This is a genomic window from Streptomyces sp. NPDC059832 (genome assembly GCF_042731715.1).
Taxonomy (GTDB): Bacteria; Actinomycetota; Actinomycetes; order Streptomycetales; family Streptomycetaceae; genus Streptomyces.
This window is the reverse complement of the sequence record NZ_JBHWIY010000003.1, coordinates 135900-153396: the sequence shown is the minus strand read 5'-3', so window position 1 is coordinate 153396 and position 17497 is coordinate 135900. Positions and strand designations below refer to the sequence as shown.

Below are 17497 nucleotides of genomic sequence, written 5' to 3'. Positions count from 1 at the left end.
TCCTCTGGTCCCTCTGTCCCGGCGCCTAGCGGATGTTCGGGTCGAAGGTGAAGATCACCAGCGTGCCCAGCAGGACGGTGAACACCGTGGCGGTGTACAGCAGCATCTTCAGCCAGAAACGGGTGTTGTCCCGTTCGGCGTAGTCGTTGATGACCGTACGGAGACCATTGGCGCCGTGCAGCATGGCCAGCCACAGCATCCCGAGGTCCCAGAGCTGCCAGAACGGCGAGGCCCAGCGGCCCGCCACGAAGGCGAAGCCGATCTTGGAGACACCGCCGTCCAGCACCAGCTGGATCAGCAGGTGGCCCAGGACCAGGACGACCAGGACGATGCCCGACAGGCGCATGAAGAGCCAGGCGTACATCTCGAAGTTGGTGCGCGAACCCTTGGGGGTCTTGCCGGTCCGCTTGCGCGGCGGCTCGATGACCGGGGCCGGGTTGTCGACGTCGTACAGGCTGACGCCCTCGACGGAGCCGATCGCGGCGGAGGACTCGGTGGACATTGGCCTCAGCTCCCGAATACTTCGCGTACGGCGTGGCCGAGGACCGGGTACAGCGCCCCGACCATCAGCACGACCCAGATGCCCACGACCGACCAGAGCATCTGCTTCTGGTAGCGCGGGCCCTTGGCCCAGAAGTCCACGGCGACGATACGGAGACCGTTCAGCGCGTGGAAGAGAATCGCGGCCACCAGGCCGTATTCGAGGAGCGCGACGATCGGCGTCTTGTACGTGGCCACGACTTCGTCGTAGGCCTCGGGGGAGACGCGGACGAGAGCGGTGTCCAGGACGTGTACGAACAGGAAGAAGAAAATGAGGACACCGGTGACTCGATGAGCCACCCAGGACCACATGCCTTCCCGGCCGCGGTACAGCGTTCCAGCCGGCACGGAAGAACCCTCCGGGAGCGGGGATTGGGGTCGGCCGGCTTGACTGTCGGTCTGACCCGGCCGGGTACGGTCCACCGGCCCCGGCCATCGTAGCGACGGTTTGTCGGTTCGTTCGCGCGGGGGCCCGCGGTGTGATCAAAGTGGCAATCAAACAGGCACGGACGGGCTAGAAAGGGCTGCTCGCCCCGTTCGTCGAGCCCGTTCCGTTATGAACCCGATACCAGCTCGATGATGCGGCCCCGGGCGAGTCGGCGCATCTCGTCGGCGGTGACCACCCGTTCCTGGTCGGATTCGTGGCCCAGCCTGGTCCGGATCCCGGCGAGCACCTGGTCCGGCTGTTCGGCCGGCTCCAGTCCGTCCACGCACATCACGAAGACATGGCCGAAGCGGCACTCGTACGCGGCGTGCGCGGCCCGCAGCGCGAGGTGGGCGGAGTGCGGCGCGGCGTGGTGCAGACCGGGGGAGACCTCGACGGCGAGCGCCTCGGCGAGATCCGCCGGGGACAGGTCGTAGCCCGCCTCGTCGGCCGCGGCCAGCAGCGCGTCCAGGTCGGGATAGGGGCGGTGGGCGGTCAGCCGCTGCGCCCAGCGGCGGCTTCCGCAGCAGTCCAGCAGCGCCGCCTCGGCCTCGGCGGGCGGCACGGTGTTGAAGCGGTCGAAGCCCGGGGCGTGCGCGGCTCCGGAGCTCTGGACGGGTACGGCCGTCCGGGTGGCCGGTTGCCGCAGTTGCCCCGGGAGGCCGGCGTGGGACTCGCTGGACCTGGACAGCGTGGGCTCCTCGGATGCACGGCATCTGTGACCCTGGAGCGGGAAGGGGCGGATGAGACCAGGCAGATGCGGGGTGAAGGGAAAGATGCGGGGTGAAGGGAGAGAAGAATGTGCCTCAAAGCTAGCGAGGAGGGGCAACGGACGTCCGACAAATGCACGAACTTCACCCGGACGGGAGAGTTACGGAACGCCTGATGAACCGTAATCAAAGGAGAATGCCCCGCTGTCCCAATGCTTCTGCCTTGTTTTCCGTAAATAACGGAGGTTTCTGACCGATGTCGCCCTCACGTGGCGCTCTCGTGGCCGGTGCGGTCCTCACCGCGGCGGCTGCCGCGACGATCGCCGTCGTCGTCTGGCCGGAAGGCTCCGACAGCGGACTCGCCGGCCAGGGGGCGGACGCCCGCACCCCCGCGCCCGCCCCCGCGCCCACCCGGAGCTACCCGCTCTCCACCGCCCCGCGCACCATCCCCGCCGTACGGGAGCACATCGCGGCCCGCGGCCCCGGCTGGCGGCCGGGCCCGGACAGCGGGGTCGTCGTCGCCGACGGCAGCGGGACGCTCGCGGACGAGGGACAGCTGCTGGCCAAGGAGCTGAAGATCCACTACCGGGGCGCCGTCCCCGCCCGCGCGGGCGATGTGGAGCTGGCCCTCGCCCCGGGCAAGGGCACCCCGGAGTCGTACACCCTCGACGTCCACGACGGGCGGGTCCGGATCAGCGGACCCGACCAGGCGGGGGTCTTCTACGGGACCCGCACCCTGAAGCAGTCGGTGCGCGCCGACGGCGCGATGCCGGAGGGCGAGGTGCACGACCGCCCCGACCGGCCGCAGCGCGGCCTCAACCTCGACATCGCGCGCAAGCACTACACCGCCGCCTGGATCGAGGACCGGCTGCGCGAGATGGCCGACCTCAAGCTCAACCAGCTCGGCCTGCACTTCTCCGACGACCAGGCCTTCCGCATCGAGTCCGACACCCACCCCGAGGTGGTGTCGCCGGAGCACCTCAGCAAGGCGGAGGTGCGCCGGATCGTCGGTCTCGCGTCCCGGCTGCACATCGAGGTCGTCCCGGAGATCGACTCGCCGGGGCATCTCGGCGCGGTGCTGCGGGCCCACCCCGACCTCCAGCTGCGCAATGTGTCGGGCGCGCGCTCGCCCGGGTCGCTCGACATCTCCAACCCGGGCTCGGCGAAGCTCATCGACGAACTCCTCGGCGAGTACACCGAGCTGTTCAGCGGCGCGTACTGGCATCTGGGCGCCGACGAGTACCTCGCGCTGATGGCACGGAACCCGGCCGCCTCCTATCCGCAGCTGCAGCGCGCCGCCCAGCAGAAGTACGGAGCTCAGGCCGGCATCAAGGACCTGACGACCGGCTGGCTGAACGACCGCGCGGCGGTGGTGCGCCCGCACGGCAAACGGCCCAAGGCCTGGAACGACGGCTTCTTCCGCGACGGGATCGTCCACGCCGACAAGGACATCGAGGTCGAGTACTGGACGGGCAAGGAGTACGGCGCCCGGCAGCCCGAGGAGTATCTGCGCGAGGGACGGCGCGTGGTGAACCTCAACGACGAGTTCCTCTATTACGTGCTCGGCCAGCCCAACAACTTCGTCTACCCGACGGGCGAGCGGATCTACGAACAGTGGACCCCGCTCGTCCTGCGCGGCACCCAGCCGGTCCCGGCGCGCTACTCCGGCCAGATCCTCGGCGGCCGGTTCGCGGTCTGGGGCGACCTTCCGCAGGCGCAGACCCCGGCGCAGGTGGCGCAGGGCATCCGGATGCCGCTGCGCGCGACCGCCCAGAAGCTGTGGGTCCCGGGCAAGCCGGCGCTGAGCTGGGACCGGTTCCGGGCCCTGGCCGCACGGATCGACGGGGCGGGCTGAGCGGAATCGGCGTGGACGGCATCGACGGGGCGGGCTGAGCGGGAATCCGCGTGGACAGCCGGGTGACCGGGCGTTACGTTCCGCATGCCGCGCGTTCCGGGGAGGGGCGCGCGTCGTCGCGTCCGAGCTCGGAATCCTGCGCTCGGAGTCCCGCGCTCAGAACCTTGGGGGGTTCCGCTTCATGCTCTGCTCCACCTGCCGTCTCAGACCGCCCGTCACCGCCGACGGACGCTGCCTGCTCTGTGCAGGCCCGGCCGGGGCGGCGGCCCCGATGCCGCCCGCCCCGGCCTTCTACTCGCCGCAGCAGTACCTGCGCTCGCCCGAGGGGCTCGCGAAGGCCGTCGTCGTGCTGCTGGCGGTCGTCGCCGTGGCCGACGTGCTCGCCGTGGCGGCGGGGCTGAACACCCGCCGTGTGCTCGCGGCCGGGCCGGCCAACGACTTCGCGACGTACGACGAAGCGGCGGCGACCTTCGCGGACGACCTGTACGCGGCCGCGAGCTCGCTGCAGACCCTGACGAACCTGGCCACCGGGGTCGTCTTCATCATCTGGTTCCGGCGGGTACGGCTCAACGCCGAGGTGTTCGACCCGAGCATGCAGTCGATGCGGCCCGGCTGGGCCGTCGGGGCATGGTTCGTCCCGATCGGCAATCTGGTGCTGCCGCGCAGGATCGCGGGCGGCATCTGGACCGCGAGCGCCCGGACCAACACCGACGGCAGCCGGCGCACGGTCCCGGCCACCGTGATGAACCTGTGGTGGGGCGCCTGGGTCTGCTCGCAGATCATCACCCAGTACACGGCCCGGCGGTACTGGGGGGCCGAGCAGCCGCAGGAACTCCTGGACACGACGGGCCTGTTGGTGGCGACCGACGCCTTCGACATCGTGGCCGCGGTGCTCGCCGTCCTCTTCGTGCGCAAGCTGACCCGGATGCAGGGGGAGCGGGCGGCCCTCGGCGTGCATCCGCTGGGCGCGCAGGGTCTGACGGAGCGCGCCCACTGGGGCCGCGCCCACTGAGCGATGCAATTCGGCCCTCGGTGGTGACGGTTTTGAGCCATCTGGCGCTGAACGCGATACAGGAAGCGCCTCGTCCCCGTGTGCGTGCACGGGGGCGTGCCGACGGGAGACGCCGATGAGCCTGCTGGAACTGATCGCCGCCGCCGACGAGCGCGGGCTCGCCGCGAGCGCGGTCGCCTGCCTCGACCGCTGTCTGCCGCAGCCCCCGGACGGAGCGGATCCGGATCCGCTCCGTCCGCTCTGGGCGGCGTGCGCGGACCCGGCGCTCTGGCCGGGCCGCCTCGCCGAGGTCCGTGCGGTGCTGGACGCCGCGGCCGACGAGGAGGGCGCGGCCCCGCGGATCCGGAAGCTGCTGGGCGAGGCGCCCGCGGACCGGGCGGCGCCGGGGCTGCGGGACTGGGCCGACGCGTGCTCGCTGCTGGCCCTGGAGGTCCACCTCGGCGCGGAAGCGGCGTCGGCCGCCGCCGCGGAGACGGCGCGCCGCTGCCGCGAGGCCGGTCCGGACGGGGCCGGTCCGTTGCCGGCCGGGGAGCTGCGCCGCCAGGTCCGGATCCTGGAGCTGCTGGCGGGGACCGCGGACGTACCGGCGGCGGGGGCCGGGCTGCGCCAGGTGCTGGACGTGTCGGCGGAGGGGCAGCGGGTGCTGCGCGCGGCGGTCTCACGGCGGGCGCGCGGGCAGGGATAGGGCCTGTCCGGCCCGGGGAAACGAGGACGACCGGGGCCGCCGCCCCTGGCCCGGACGAGCCATAGAAGTGCCTTTGAACAGGCATTTTGCCGTCCGGGTGGAGGTTCTCGTGTACCGCCTGGGCCAGCCGCCGGCCAGGTTTCTGCCTGTTCCTGGCGGCGGCTGGTCAACGCGTGCCGACCCCCACCCCTCCCGTCGTCCCGGGACACCCCGGGGTCAGTCCGCCCCGTCGGCGAGCGCCTCCCTGACCTCGTCCCGCAGCAGCCGCACGTACTCCCGTGTCCATGTCTCGACCGTTGCCCGGTCCCACAGGTCGGCCGAGTACTCCACGGCACCCTCCAGCACGCCCTCGGCCGGGGTCAGCACCATGATGAACTCCGACCGGGACGCGGCCGGGGCGATCTCCGCCACCGTGGTGGTGAGTCCCGGCAGTTCGATCCCGGTGTCCAGCGAACTCTCGTAGGCCAGACCGATGGCCAGGCCGTCCGGTATTTCGACGCCCCTGCGCTCCCGCATCGCCGGCGCCACCTGGCGCGGCGACATGGCGTGCTCCATGCCCAGGACCGTCGTACGGGTGACCCGGTCCGTCAGCGTCGCGAAGGAACCGGCGCGCGCGTCACGGACCCGCAGGGCGAACGCGATGGCCGTGCAGCCCACCAGGGACTCGAACTCGCGGCTTTCCCGGCCCGCGTAGGAGATGCTCATCACCACGTCCTCCTGCTCCGCCTTGGCCGCCAGCAGCCGGCCGAGCGCCGCCGCGGTCACCACGAAGGGCGTGGTCGCCCGCCGGACGGCCAGCCGTTCCACATCGGCCCGGATCTCGGCGGGCACGGTGAATTCGACGACTCCGCCCCGCCCGCTGAGTGTGTCGGGCCTCGGCCGGTCCAGCGGCAGATCCACCGTGAAGGGGGCGTCGGCGAGTTCCTCCAGCCAGTAGTCCGTGCGGCGCCCACGGGTCGCCGCCTCGTGGGCGACCTGCCAGTGCGCGTACTCCACCTGCTGCGGCGCCGCGGGTGACAGGCCGTGTCCGGCTCCGGTGTCAGCCGTACGGTAGAGCGCGGCGAGTTCCTTCAGCAGCGTGGTCAGGGCCCACCCGTCGCAGGTGCAGTGGTGCAGCACGAGCAGCAGCACCCACTCCTCGGCGCCGGTGCGCAGCAGGCGGGTGGAGAGTACGTCCCCCTCGAAGAGGTCGAGCGGTGTCTCCGCCGCCCGCTCGGCGAGCCGCCGCACCTCGGCCTGCCGTTCCGGCTCCGGCCGCGAGGTGAGGTCGTCGACGGGCAGGTCGAGGGGGCGGGGTTCGAGCACTTCCTGTCGCCAGGAGCCGAGGCTCTCCCGTACCAGGCGGGTACGCAGCGTTTCATGACGCTCTGTCAGCTGCTGGAGTGCGGTGCGGAGCGATCCGGGGTCCAGCCGGCCGGAGAAGGTGATCCGCAGGGCGACGTTGAAGACCTGCGGCTTGGCGTGGCGGGCGTGCAGGGTGGCGAAGCGCGACTGCTGATGGCTGGCCGGGCCCCGGCGGACGACCCTTCTCGACCCTGCGCCGCGCACGAACTCCGTCATGGCGCGCAGCGTGGGCTCCTGGTAGAGCCGCGAAAGCGGGTACTCGATGCCCCACGCCTCTCTGATCCGGTTGACCAGCCTCATCGCGGTGAGCGAATGTCCGCCCAGATCGAAGAGGGAGACATCCGGATCGACGCCGGACGCGGTGAGGCCGAACTCGGCCGCCCAGAGATCACGAAGTCCGTTCTCCACCGCGGTGAGGGGTTCGGCCTCCGGCGACGGGCCGTCGGCCCGGCGGGCCTCGTCTCCGTCGGCCCGGCGGGCTCCCTCTCCGTCCGCCGGGAGGAAGGGATCGGCCGGCGGGAGCTGCGTCCGGTCCAACTTGCCGTTACCGGTCAGCGGCAGTTCGGTGAGGACCCGCCAGGCGCGCGGCACCATGTACTCCGGCAGGTGGTGGTGCAGCTCTTCGGCCCACCGGTCCGTGCGGGACCGTTGCTCCGTCGTACTGTCGCAGCCCGGCTCGGTGGGTACCACATAGGCGGCCAGGAAGGCCTCGCCGTTCGCACGGCGCAGGCCGACGACGGCCGCCCGGCGGACACCGTCGAGACGGCCCAGCACCCGTGCCACCTCCTCCGGCTCGATCCGGAATCCGCGGATCTTCACCTGGTCGTCGGTACGGCCCACGAACACGAGTCGCCCGTCCGCCGTCCAGCGGACCAGATCACCCGTGCGGTAGTAGCGGGCCTCCGCCCCGCCCTCCGGGGCGGCCGCGAACCTCTCCTCGGTGAGGTCCGGCCGGTGCAGATAGCCCGCGGCCACCCCCGGACCACCGACGAGGAGCTCCCCCACCGCACCGATGGGCACCGGCTTGTCCGACGCGTCCACCACGCGCAGCGTCACGTTGTCGGCCGGACGCCCGATCGCGATCGTGTCCGCTCCCTCGTCCGGGACAGGCCCGTCGGCCCCGGGCGAGACCGTATCGACGACGCACAGCACGGTCGTCTCGGTCGGGCCGTAGATGTTCACCGTCTCGTAGGGCGCCTCGGGCCCGGGGCGGCTCCGGAGCGCCTCGCCGCCCAGCAGCAGATGGCGCAGCGGGGGCTGATCGGCCACCGGCAGGCGCAGCACCTGTTCGCCCAGGGCCGTCGGCAGGACGCTGAAGGCGATGTCCTGGTCCGCGTACCACCGGGCCAGGGCGAGCGGATCGCGGCGGACCGCCTCACCGGCCACGACGATCGTGCCGCCCGCCGTCAGCGCCGGCCAGATCTCCAGGAGGGAGGCGTCGAAGCTCTGGCTGCACACGACGGCACTCCGGTCGTCGCCGGTGAACGCGAAGCGTTCGTGGTGCCACTGGCAGAGGTCCACGAGGCCGCGGTGCGTGAGCACGACACCCTTGGGGGTGCCGGTGCTGCCCGAGGTGTAGATGACGGAGAACGCGGAGAAAGCGGAGAAAGGGGACGCGCCCCCGGTGCCGCTCGCCGGCCGGGTGCCTGACCCGGGGTCTCCCGCCGGGGCGGCGTCCGGTGCGACGACGGTCACCGATCCGGGCAGCCGCAGGTCCTCCGATCCGGCCGCGCCGCTGATCACCGTGCGGGCGCCGCTCTCGGCGATCACCTGCGTGGCGCGGACGGCACCGAGCGACGGGTCGAGCGGCACGTACGCGCAACCGGCCCGCAGCACGGCGAGCAGCGCCACGACGAGCTCCGCGGAGCGCGGCAGCCACACCGCCACCAGGGATTCCTGGTCACCGTCCGCCCGGTGTTCCGCGAGCACGGCGGCGAGCCGGCCGGCTCGCTCGTCCAGCTCCCGGTAGGTCAGTACGGCGTCCTCGCCCACCACCGCGGTCCGCGCGGGGTGCTCTGCCGCCTGCCGGGCGATCCAGCCGTGCACGGTGGTGTCCGCGACCGGCCGGACCGGGCCGTGTTCCCAGCTCTCCGGCACCTCGTCACCCTCGACCGCGGTCCGCGCGAGCAGGGACAGCGGTGTGCCGGGCTTGCCGACGGCGGCGGCCAGAAGGTCGCGGAAGACCGTGAAGAACATGTCGACGGTGCTCGGCTCGAACAGCTCCGCGTTGTACTCCAGATGACAGCGAACGCCCTCCGGCCGGTCGGTGAAGTAGACCGTCAGGTCGGTCAGCGCCTTGTCGGGGCCCGCGTCCAGTGCGACTGCCTCGATGCCGGGGAGGTCGAGGCGGAACGGCTCCGCCGACTGGAACTCGGCGCACACCTGGAACACCGGCGTGCGGTCCGTCCTGCGTGGCGGAGCGAGCGCGCGGACCACCTTCTCGAACGGTGTCCCCGCGTGGTCGTAGGCGTCGAGCGCGGCGGTACGCACCCGGTCCAGCAGCGTCGCGAACCCGGGATCGCCGGCGAGGTCGACCCGCAGAGCGAGGGTGTTGACGAAGAAGCCGATCAGCTCCTCGGCCCGCTGCGGCCGGTCCGAGACCGGGATGCCGATGACGACGTCCTCCTGCCCCGTGACCCGTTGCAGCATCGCCGCCCAGCCGGCCACCAGGGTCATGAACAGGGTGGCGCGGTGGCCGCGGCTCAGCTGCCTGACCTGTTCGGACAGGCCGGGGTCGAGGGAGCGGAAGACGGCGCGGCCTTCGGAGGTCATCTCCGCCGGCCGGGGGCGGTCGGTGGGCAGTTCGAGGACCGGCAGGTCACCGCCGAGCACGCGCAGCCAGTGGGCCAGGTCCTGCGCGGTGTCGGGGCCGTCCGCCGCCGCGCGCTGTTCCCGTGCGTGCCGGGCGTAGCTCCAGGTCAGTGCGGGCAGACCGGCCTCCGTGCCGTCGCGCCTTGCCCGGTAGAAGGCGGAGAGGTCCCGGCACAGGACGGTCGCCGAGGCCGCGTCGACCACGATGTGGTGGAAGGACAGGACCAGCACGTGCTCGTCGACCGCGGTACGCACGACCCTGCTGACGAACAGCGGGCCGTTCTCCAGGTCGAAGCGGCGGGCGCTCTCCGTCGCCAGTGCCTCCTGTACGGCGGCCTCGGGCCGGAGGGTGCCGTCCACCACGTCGAAGTCGGGCTCGGCGGCCTCCCGCACCAGCTGGACCGCCGAATCGCCGGCCTGCCGGAAGACGGTGCGCAGCCCTTCGTGGCGGGCGACGAGCCGACGCAGCGCGGTGTGCAGCGCCTCGGTGTCGAGCGCACCGCGCAGGCGGATCGCCTTCACCTCGTTGTAGGCGGTGCGTCCCGGGAGCAGGCGTTCCAGGAACCAGATCCGCTCCTGGCCCGGGGACAGGGGCGCACCCGGGTCGGGTGTCCGTCGTTCCCGGTGCCGGCGGCGGAGGGCGTCCAGCCGGGGGAGACCGGCGCGCAGTTGGTCCGCACAGACGCCGAAGTCGACCAGCGCGACGATCTCGTCCGCGCCCGCGTCGACCACCGCCTCGACCACGGGCAGGACGGTGTCCACATCGCCGATCAGGGCACGCTGGTCGCAGTAGCGGCCGTAGGCGCGCCGGAAGACCACGTCCAGATCGTCCTCGCTGAGCGATCTCAGGTCGGTGGTGACGCCGAGACTGTTGGTGACGCCGCTGAACAGGGACAGGGAGGCCTGCATGTAGCGGGCCATCGGTGCGAAGGCCTCGGTCCGGGCGGTGTCGTGGTCCTCGGCGAGGTAGGTGTGCATCAGGACGGCGACCCGCCCGGCGTCCGGGTCGAGGCCGTGCCGCGCACGGGCCCGGCGGTAGCGGGCGATGTTGTCCCTGAGCTGGTCGATGTCCTGGGTCATCAGGTTGGTCACGATGCCCAGGTCGTGCGCGGCGGCGCGTTCGTACGACTCCGGGTTGGCGACCACCGCGGTGTAGAGCGGCGGCATCGTCTGGACGGGGCGCGGGAAGAGCCGGATCTCCCGTTCGCCGTCCCCGGTGGTGCGGCGCAGCGGCTCGCCACGCCAGAGGCTCCGCACCTGTTCCAGCCGGTCGTACATCTCCTGCTTGTGCGGCCCGAAGCGTTCGGGGAAGAAGACGAAGTCGTTGGCGTTCCACCCGCTCGCGACACCGAGGCCGATGCGTCCGCCGGAGAGGTTGTCCGCCATGGACCACTCCTCCGCCACCCGGATCGGGTCGTGCAGCGGGAGCACGACCGAGCCGGCGTTGAGGCGGATGCGCCGGGTCTCCCGGGACAGCGCCGCGGCCAGGACGGCGGGGTTCGGGAAGAGGCCGCCGAACGAGTTGAAGTGCCGTTCGGGCATCCACAGCGCCTCGAACCCGTGGTGGTCGGCGAACCGGGCCGCCTCCATGAGCAGTTCGTAGCGGCCCTCCTTCGGGCCGGGTCCGTCGTCCGGGTAGTCGCCGAAGAAGTAGAGGCTGAAGTCCGCGCGGCGCGGCGTCGTGAGCGCCGCGGAATCCGGGGCGGCCACGGGAACGGGGGGCGTATCGGCCACTGCTTCGGCCACTGCTTCGGCCATCGGGACCGGGAGGGGCGCCGCCGGTGTGACGGCTGCCCGGCCGGGAGCGGGCCTCCGGGACGGGGCCTTTCCGGTGCGGAAGAAGCCGGCCTGCCGCAGGTCCCTCAGCGACCCCCGCACGGCGTCGGCCACGTGCTCGATGTCACCGTCGGTGTGAGCCGTGGAGAGGAAGAAGTTGCGCCACTCCCAGACATGCACGCCCCGCAGCATCAGGTGGTAGTAGAGGAGCTCCATGTCGGCGCGGTGCTCGAAGCGGAACTGGGAGCCGAACCAGCCCATCCGCAGGGGGAATTCCTCGGCCTCGAAGAAGTCGTTGAGCCCGGTGGCCAGTTCGGTCGTCCGGGCGTTGAGCCGTTCCTGCAGGTGCGGACTGTGTTCCTTCAGATGGGTGAGTACGGCGTGCGCCGCGGTCATCGACACGGGGTGCTGCAGGTAGGTGCCGCCGAAGAAGGTGGTGTCGGCGGTCGGGCCGCTGTCGTCCCCGTAGGTCCAGTAGCCGCCGTCGATCCCGTCCATGATGTCGGAGCGGCCGGCGACCGCGCCGATGGGGAATCCGCCGCCGAGGAGCTTCCCGTAGGTGGCGAGATCCGGGGTGACGCCGTAGAGCTCCTGCGCGCCACGGAGAGCGGGGCGGAATCCGGTCAGCATCTCGTCGAACATCAACACGATGCCGTGACGGGCGGTCAGTTCGCGCAGCCTGCGGACGAACGCGGCCGGCTGGAGCGATGGATGCCTGCTCTGCACCGGTTCGACGATGACCACCGCGATCCGCGACGCGTCCCGTTCGATCGCGTGCAGGGCCTCCTCGCTGCCGTATTCGAGGACGGTCAGCTCGGAGACGGCACTGTGCGGGATGCCCCGGGAGACGGGCACGGTCCCCTCCTGGGCACCGTGGCCGGCCAGCCGGCCCAGCACCTGGTCGGCATGGCCGTGGTAGGAGCCCTGGAAGGTGACGATCCGGTCGCGGCCGGTGGCGGCACGGGCGAGACGGATCGCCGCCGCGTTGGCCTCCGTACCGGAGTTGGCGAAGGCCACCCGTTCCAGCCCGGTCAGTTCGCACAGCAGCTCGGCGGCCCCGCCCGTCTCGACGCTGCGAGGGCCGAGCCGGATGCCTCGGGAGAGGTGTTCGCGTACGGCTTCCCGGACGAAGCCGGGCTCGTGGCCGAAGAGGAGCACCCCGAAGCCCATGGTGATGTCGGTGTAGGTGTTGCCGTCGATGTCCTCGATCCGTGCGCCTTCCGCGCGACGGGCCGCTACGGGATAGAGCATCTCCTTGGTCGACTTGCGGAATCCGACGACCGCTCTGCTGTCGGCGAGTCTTCGACGGTGGCGCTGGGCGAGTTGCCTGGAGGCCGCCGTCCGCGCCGTGTACCGGCGTACGAGGTCGTCGAGATGCTCTTGCTGAGTGCGGGGTGAGGTGGAGCGGACCATGCCGGCATCAGGGGCGATCACCACGCGCGGCCCGTGTGCCTGAGGCTGTGGTGCACTGCCGGTCATGGCTCGCCCGGCGTCGATCTGTTCGGTGATGCGCTGTGCGAGTCCGGCCATGGCGGCCAGATCCCGGTCCAGGCCGGCCGTGAGGCTCTCCTGCTCGTTCACCGGACCACCTCGTCGTTCGGCAGGGTCGCCGTCGCGTTGCTCCGGAGTGCGAGCAACTGGGATATCTGGGAGAGCTGGGTGAGCATCTGGAGCTGGATCTGGGACAGCTGCTGGACCCGTTGGGCCAGCTCCAGCAGCTCCTGCCGGGTGACGAAACCGGTGTCCGCGACGGCGTGTTCGACCGGCGGTGCCACGCCGGTCGACGCGGTGTGGACAGGCGGTACGCCGGGGGCGGGTGGTGTGGTGCGCCGCGCGGGTATCGGCGTGGGGGCGAACGGCTGAGGAGCGCGGGCGGCCGGCTGCTGGGTGGGCGGTGTCAGGGGACCGGCGGAGAGGGGCTCCGCCGCGTACGGCTGTGAGACGGGCGGCTGCGGGACGGGCGGCTGCGGGACGGGCAGCTGCGTGATGGCCGCTGCCGGACCGAAGTACGGTGCGGCGGGCAGCTCTTCGGACACCGGTCCGGTGGTGGCGGGTGCGGTGGCCGGCAGCGGGGCGGTCCCGGGCTGTCGGGGCAGCCGCGCAGCGACGAGCTCGGCGAGAAGCCGGGGCGTTCCCGTCTCGTCGAACAGCTCTCGCATCGTGACTTTGACGTGGTGCTCCTGCTCGATCTCCCGGAGTGCGTTGATCATGAGGAGCGAGTCCGCGCCGAGATCGAAGAACGGGGTGTCGGCCGGGACCGAGGTGAGGTCCTCTCCGAAGGTTCTGGAGAGCACACCGAGGATGCTGTCCAGGAGCTGCCTGGTCTCCGTCGCTTCTGACGTCATGGTGCGTTCCTCTCTCGCCGGGGAAATGGGTTCGCGGGGCCGGGGTGGGGCCCCGACCCAGTGGTGTCGGTGCTGGAAGCGGTAGCCGGGCAGCGGGACGCGCCGCCCTCCGGTGCCGGCCAGGAACGTCTCCCAGCGGACATCCGCTCCCGCGCAGTGCAGAGCCGCCGCGGCGCCGAAGAGTGCCGTGAGTCCGGTGTCCCGGTGCAGGGAGGGAGTCGCCCGCACCGCGGGCAGGGAGCGGCGGGCCAGGCTGCTGAGTGTGGTGTGCGGTCCGATCTCCAGGAGCACGTCGGGCCGTTCACCGGCGACGGCACGCAGCGACGCGTCGTAGCGCACCGGCTCGCGGGCATGGCGGACCAGATGCTCCGGGTCGGGCATCCAGCCGGGCTCGCGGGTCCGGCCGTCGAGAGAACTGATGAAGCGGGTCCGTATGGGTGTGAAGGGGGTCTTCGCCAGTACCGCTGCGAACGCGTCGAGCATCGGCTCCGTGGCAGCGGTGTGGAAGGCCCGGTCCACCGCGAGGCGTTCGTACGGGGTGCCCCGGTCATCGAGCACGGCGCACATCCGGTCCACGTCCGCGACGGGACCGGCCAGTACCTGGGAGCGTTCCCCGTTGGTCACGGCGAGCTCCAGCCCGGGTCGCGAGGCGGCGAGCTCCGCGGCGGACTCCCGCTCCAGCGCTACCGCCACCATGGCGCCCGGCGCGCAGTGATCCCGCATCAACCGGCCCCGATGCGTGCTGAGTTCCAGGCCGTCCGCGAGCGACAGCGCCCCGGCCGCGAAGAGCGCCGCGTACTCACCGACGCTGTGGCCCGTCACGGCCCAGGGCCTGATGCCCGACTCCTCCCACAGCCGGACCAGGGCGCACTGCAGGGCGAACAGGGCCGGCTGCGCGGTCGCGGTCGGCCAGACAGCCCCGGGTGTGCCCGCCCCCTCGGTGAGGAGTCCGGCCAGCATCGGTTCACCGGTGAGACGGCGATGCCATGCCTCGCAGGCGTCGAGGACCTCACGCACGACGGGAAACCGTTCGTACAGGGCCGCCGCCGCTCCGGGGCGGAGGGAGCCCTGGCCGGTGAACTGGAACACCACCCGGGTGGGCGCGTCCCCCGGCGGCACGGGGCCCGCGTCGGCCGCGAGCGGTGCGGGGCCGCAGAGCCAGGCGTCGAGCGCATCGGCCAGCGCGGACGGTGTGCCTCCCCGGACCGCGATCCGGTGCCGGCCGTGCGAGCGCCCGAGGGTGGCGGTCGTGACGAGATCCGCCAAGGGCAGAGCGGTCCGCCTGCGGAGCACGTCGCGCAGCGACCGTACGTTGTCGGCGAGGGCTTCCCGGCTCGTCGCGGAGACCGGAAGCACGTCCGGCGGGGCCGCGGTGGCGGAACGCGGCCGGGGTTCGGGGGCTTCCTCAAGGATCAGGTGGACGTTGGTGCCGCCGATCCCGAGCGACGTGACACCCGCCCGCCGGGGGGTGCCGTTCTCGGGCCACGGCTGGAGGGCACGGGGTGCGTAGAACGGGCTGTCCTCCAGCCCGAGCAGCGGACTGGGATCGCTGAAGCCCCCGATCGGCGGGATCACACCGTGTCCGAGCACCAGCAGGGCCTTGACGAGACCGGCCAGTCCGGACGCCACGTCGAGGTGCCCGATGTTGGTCTTGACGGCTCCGAGCGCGCAGTAGCCGGTCCGGTCCGTGTCCTGCCGGTACGCCGCGCCCGCCCCTTCCAGCTCGATGGGATCGCCCTTGAGGGTGCCGGTGCCGTGGGTCTCCAGATACCCGATGGTGTCCGCCCCGACGCCCGCGTGGTCCAGCGCCCGGCGTACGGCTTCCTGCTGGCCCCGCGCACTGGGTGCCGCGAACGCCTGCTTGCCGGCGCCGTCGTTGCAGATGCCCCAGCCACGGATGACGCCGTGCACGGTGTCGCCGTCCGCGAGCGCACGGCTCAGCCGCTTCAGTACGACGGCCACGACACCGGTGCCTCCGACGGTCCCGTTCGCGGCCGCGTCGAACGCCCGGAGCCGGCCGGTCCTGGAGAGGATCGAGCCCTTGACGTAGTGGTAGCCGAGGACCTGCGGGACATGGATGGCGCTGGCGCCGGCCAGCGCGATGTCGCATTCGTCCAGCAGCAGGGACTGGGCGGCCAGGTGCACGCCCACCAGCGAACTGGAGCAGGCCGTCTGTACGTTGACGGCGGGGCCGGTGAGACCGAGCCGGTAGGCGACCCGGGTCGCGTTGAAGTCGGTGTAGTTGCCCACCAGGACCTGCATGCCGGCCAGCCAGTCGGCGATGTCCTCGTTCGGCAGGACGTTGTTGAGCAGATAGGACTGCATGTTGTACAGGTGGTAGCCGGTGCTGGCGTAGACCCCGATCCGCTTTCCGTCCCGCTCGTCGGGGTAGCCGGCGTTCTCCAGGGCGTGCTGCGCGCACTCCAGGAACAGGCGGTGCTGGGGGTCGGTCAGGCGGGCCTCGCGGGCGCTCATCCCGAAGTGCCGGGCATCGAACCCGGTGATGTCGTCCAGGACGGCCGAGGCGCCGATGAAGTCGTCGCGCCGGTACAGCTCCTCGGGGACGCCCGCGGCCTTCAGCTCGTCCTTCGTGAAGCGGGTGAAGCGGTCCTCGCCGTTGCGGATGATGCGCCACAGGTCCTCCGGCGTGTCGGCCCCGGGCAGCCGGAAGGACATCCCGACCACGGCGATGCGCGGGTCCTGCCCGCCACCGTTCATCAGCCGCGCCCTTCGTGCAGGGTGCCGCTGCCGGGCTGTCCCACCCGGTCGGGCCCGGCCGGGGAACGGCGCAGCACGAGCAGCGTCAGCAGGGCGAGGCACAGGACGATGGCGAGGCCGTGCAGGGAGGCGACCACCTGGAACGGGGACAAGGACTCCAGCAGCGATCCGCTGATCAGCATCCCCAGTCCGAACCCGGCGTTCTCGGCCGAGGCGGAGAGCCCGAAGAGGCGTCCGCGCTGCTCGTCGGGGACCGCCTGGAGCCGTGACACGTAAACGATTTCGGTGACTCCGTCCGCCGCTCCGGCGACGAGTGCCGTGGCGAGGGTCGGTACGGTGGGCAGCCCGCTGAACACGACGATGAACGCTCCTGACATGACGCAGGCGCCGACCGCGAAGGCCCGCTCGCCCAAGGTGTGCCCGGTCCGGCGGGTGTACCGGGCCAGCACCTGCTGGGCGATGATGGTGCCGACCGCCCACGTGGCCCAGAACTGGCTGATGAAGGTGGCCGGATGATCGGGGTCCAGCAGGCTGGAGTAGACGGGCAGCGCGACGTTGTGCGAGGAGGACCCCAGCCCGTCGACGGCCCGCACGGCGATCATCGCCATCAGCACCGGCGCGCCGGCCCACAGCAACCGGAGGGAACGGTGACCGGCGCTCGGCGTGCCGTCCTCGGTGCCCTCGGGCCCCTCGGACCGGGCCCTCGTGCGGATCGGCAGCATCAGCAGTACCGACGCGGAGAACAGGAACGTGACCGCGTCCAGGACGAACGCCGCCGTGTACCCGAGCTGTGCCACCACCACACCCGCCGAGGCGAAGCCCGCGATCATGGCGAGGGAACGGCCGGTGACCAGCTGACCGTTGGCGCGGCTCCGGTGCTCGGCCCCCACGATCTCCGGGATGCTGCTGCGCAGAGCGACCTGCGAGAGCGTCGAGCAGCCCCCGGTGACCACGGCCAGGCAGTACAGCAAGGAGATCCGGCCGGCCTCCGGGGCCAGGAGCAGCGCCAGGAGCGCCAGCGCCTGGCCGAGGTCGGCGCCGACGATCAGACGTTTGCGGTCGTACGCCGAGACGAGGCGCCCGCTCACGAACCCCGCCCCCACGCTCGTCCCCAGCCGTACCGCCATGAAGAGCCCAGCGGCCAGGGCACTCCCGGTGACGTCGTAGACGAAGACGTTCAGCGCGACCATGTTCAGATAACTGCCGTACGCGGAAACGCCGTTACCGAGAACGAGCAGCCGGAAATGCTTCATGCGCACCCTTTCGGAACCGCGAGG

9 protein-coding genes are annotated in these 17497 nt (G+C 71.8%); 3 read left to right on the top strand and 6 right to left on the bottom strand.

Going from position 1 to position 17497, the window contains the following annotated elements; all coding sequences use genetic code 11:
- Positions 1–25: 25 nt before the first annotated feature.
- From ACFV8T_RS05855 to ACFV8T_RS05845, 3 genes are all read right to left on the bottom strand, one after another.
- A complete protein-coding gene (locus tag ACFV8T_RS05855) occupies positions 26–502 on the bottom strand; it encodes a succinate dehydrogenase hydrophobic membrane anchor subunit (protein WP_366297106.1) in 477 nt (158 codons plus the stop codon).
- A gap of 5 nt (positions 503–507) precedes the next feature.
- Entirely contained in the window at positions 508–888 is a 381-nt protein-coding gene (gene sdhC / locus ACFV8T_RS05850; RefSeq protein WP_266689036.1) for a succinate dehydrogenase, cytochrome b556 subunit, read from the bottom strand.
- A 206-nt stretch (positions 889–1094) separates the two neighbouring features.
- A complete protein-coding gene (locus tag ACFV8T_RS05845; protein ID WP_385325547.1) occupies positions 1095–1613 on the bottom strand; it encodes a 2-oxo-4-hydroxy-4-carboxy-5-ureidoimidazoline decarboxylase in 519 nt (172 codons plus the stop codon).
- 317 nt (positions 1614–1930) lie between these two features.
- On the opposite strand from ACFV8T_RS05845, the gene ACFV8T_RS05840 reads away from it, so the two are divergent.
- From ACFV8T_RS05840 to ACFV8T_RS05830, 3 genes are all read left to right on the top strand, one after another.
- The gene (locus ACFV8T_RS05840; protein WP_385325048.1) at positions 1931–3529 is read left to right on the top strand and encodes a glycoside hydrolase family 20 protein; all 1599 of its coding nucleotides are present in this window, start codon (positions 1931–1933) and stop codon (positions 3527–3529) included.
- A 181-nt stretch (positions 3530–3710) separates the two neighbouring features.
- On the top strand, positions 3711–4541 hold the full coding sequence (locus ACFV8T_RS05835; RefSeq protein WP_385325046.1) for a DUF4328 domain-containing protein: 831 nt from the start codon (positions 3711–3713) through the stop codon (positions 4539–4541).
- 115 nt (positions 4542–4656) lie between these two features.
- The gene (locus tag ACFV8T_RS05830; protein ID WP_385325043.1) at positions 4657–5226 is read left to right on the top strand and encodes a hypothetical protein; all 570 of its coding nucleotides are present in this window, start codon (positions 4657–4659) and stop codon (positions 5224–5226) included.
- Between the two features lie 216 nt (positions 5227–5442).
- Here ACFV8T_RS05830 and ACFV8T_RS05825 read toward each other — a convergent pair whose 3' ends face one another.
- Genes ACFV8T_RS05825 through ACFV8T_RS05815 form a run of 3 tightly spaced genes read right to left on the bottom strand, consistent with a single transcriptional unit; the run spans position 5443 to position 17473 of the window.
- A complete protein-coding gene (locus ACFV8T_RS05825) occupies positions 5443–12738 on the bottom strand; it encodes a MupA/Atu3671 family FMN-dependent luciferase-like monooxygenase (protein ID WP_385325041.1) in 7296 nt (2431 codons plus the stop codon).
- Positions 12735–16220: a type I polyketide synthase gene (locus tag ACFV8T_RS05820; protein WP_385325038.1), complete on the bottom strand. Its 3486-nt coding sequence runs from the start codon at positions 16218–16220 to the stop codon at positions 12735–12737. The genes ACFV8T_RS05825 and ACFV8T_RS05820 overlap by 4 nt, the downstream gene beginning before the upstream one ends.
- Entirely contained in the window at positions 16220–17473 is a 1254-nt protein-coding gene (locus tag ACFV8T_RS05815; protein ID WP_385325035.1) for an MFS transporter, read from the bottom strand. Before ACFV8T_RS05815 ends, ACFV8T_RS05820 begins: the two co-directional genes overlap by 1 nt.
- Between the last annotated feature and the right edge of the window lie 24 nt (positions 17474–17497).

What these genes read in the sequence shown, in the direction of transcription:
- ACFV8T_RS05855 (WP_366297106.1), bottom strand. Translation starts at nt 502, where the DNA reads ATGTCCACCGAGTCCTCCGCCGCGATCGGCTCCGTCGAGGGCGTCAGC.
- ACFV8T_RS05840 (WP_385325048.1), top strand. Translation starts at nt 1,931, where the DNA reads ATGTCGCCCTCACGTGGCGCTCTCGTGGCCGGTGCGGTCCTCACCGCG.
- ACFV8T_RS05835 (WP_385325046.1), top strand. Translation starts at nt 3,711, where the DNA reads ATGCTCTGCTCCACCTGCCGTCTCAGACCGCCCGTCACCGCCGACGGA.
- ACFV8T_RS05830 (WP_385325043.1), top strand. Translation starts at nt 4,657, where the DNA reads ATGAGCCTGCTGGAACTGATCGCCGCCGCCGACGAGCGCGGGCTCGCC.
- ACFV8T_RS05820 (WP_385325038.1), bottom strand. Translation starts at nt 16,220, where the DNA reads ATGAACGGTGGCGGGCAGGACCCGCGCATCGCCGTGGTCGGGATGTCC.
- ACFV8T_RS05815 (WP_385325035.1), bottom strand. Translation starts at nt 17,473, where the DNA reads ATGAAGCATTTCCGGCTGCTCGTTCTCGGTAACGGCGTTTCCGCGTAC.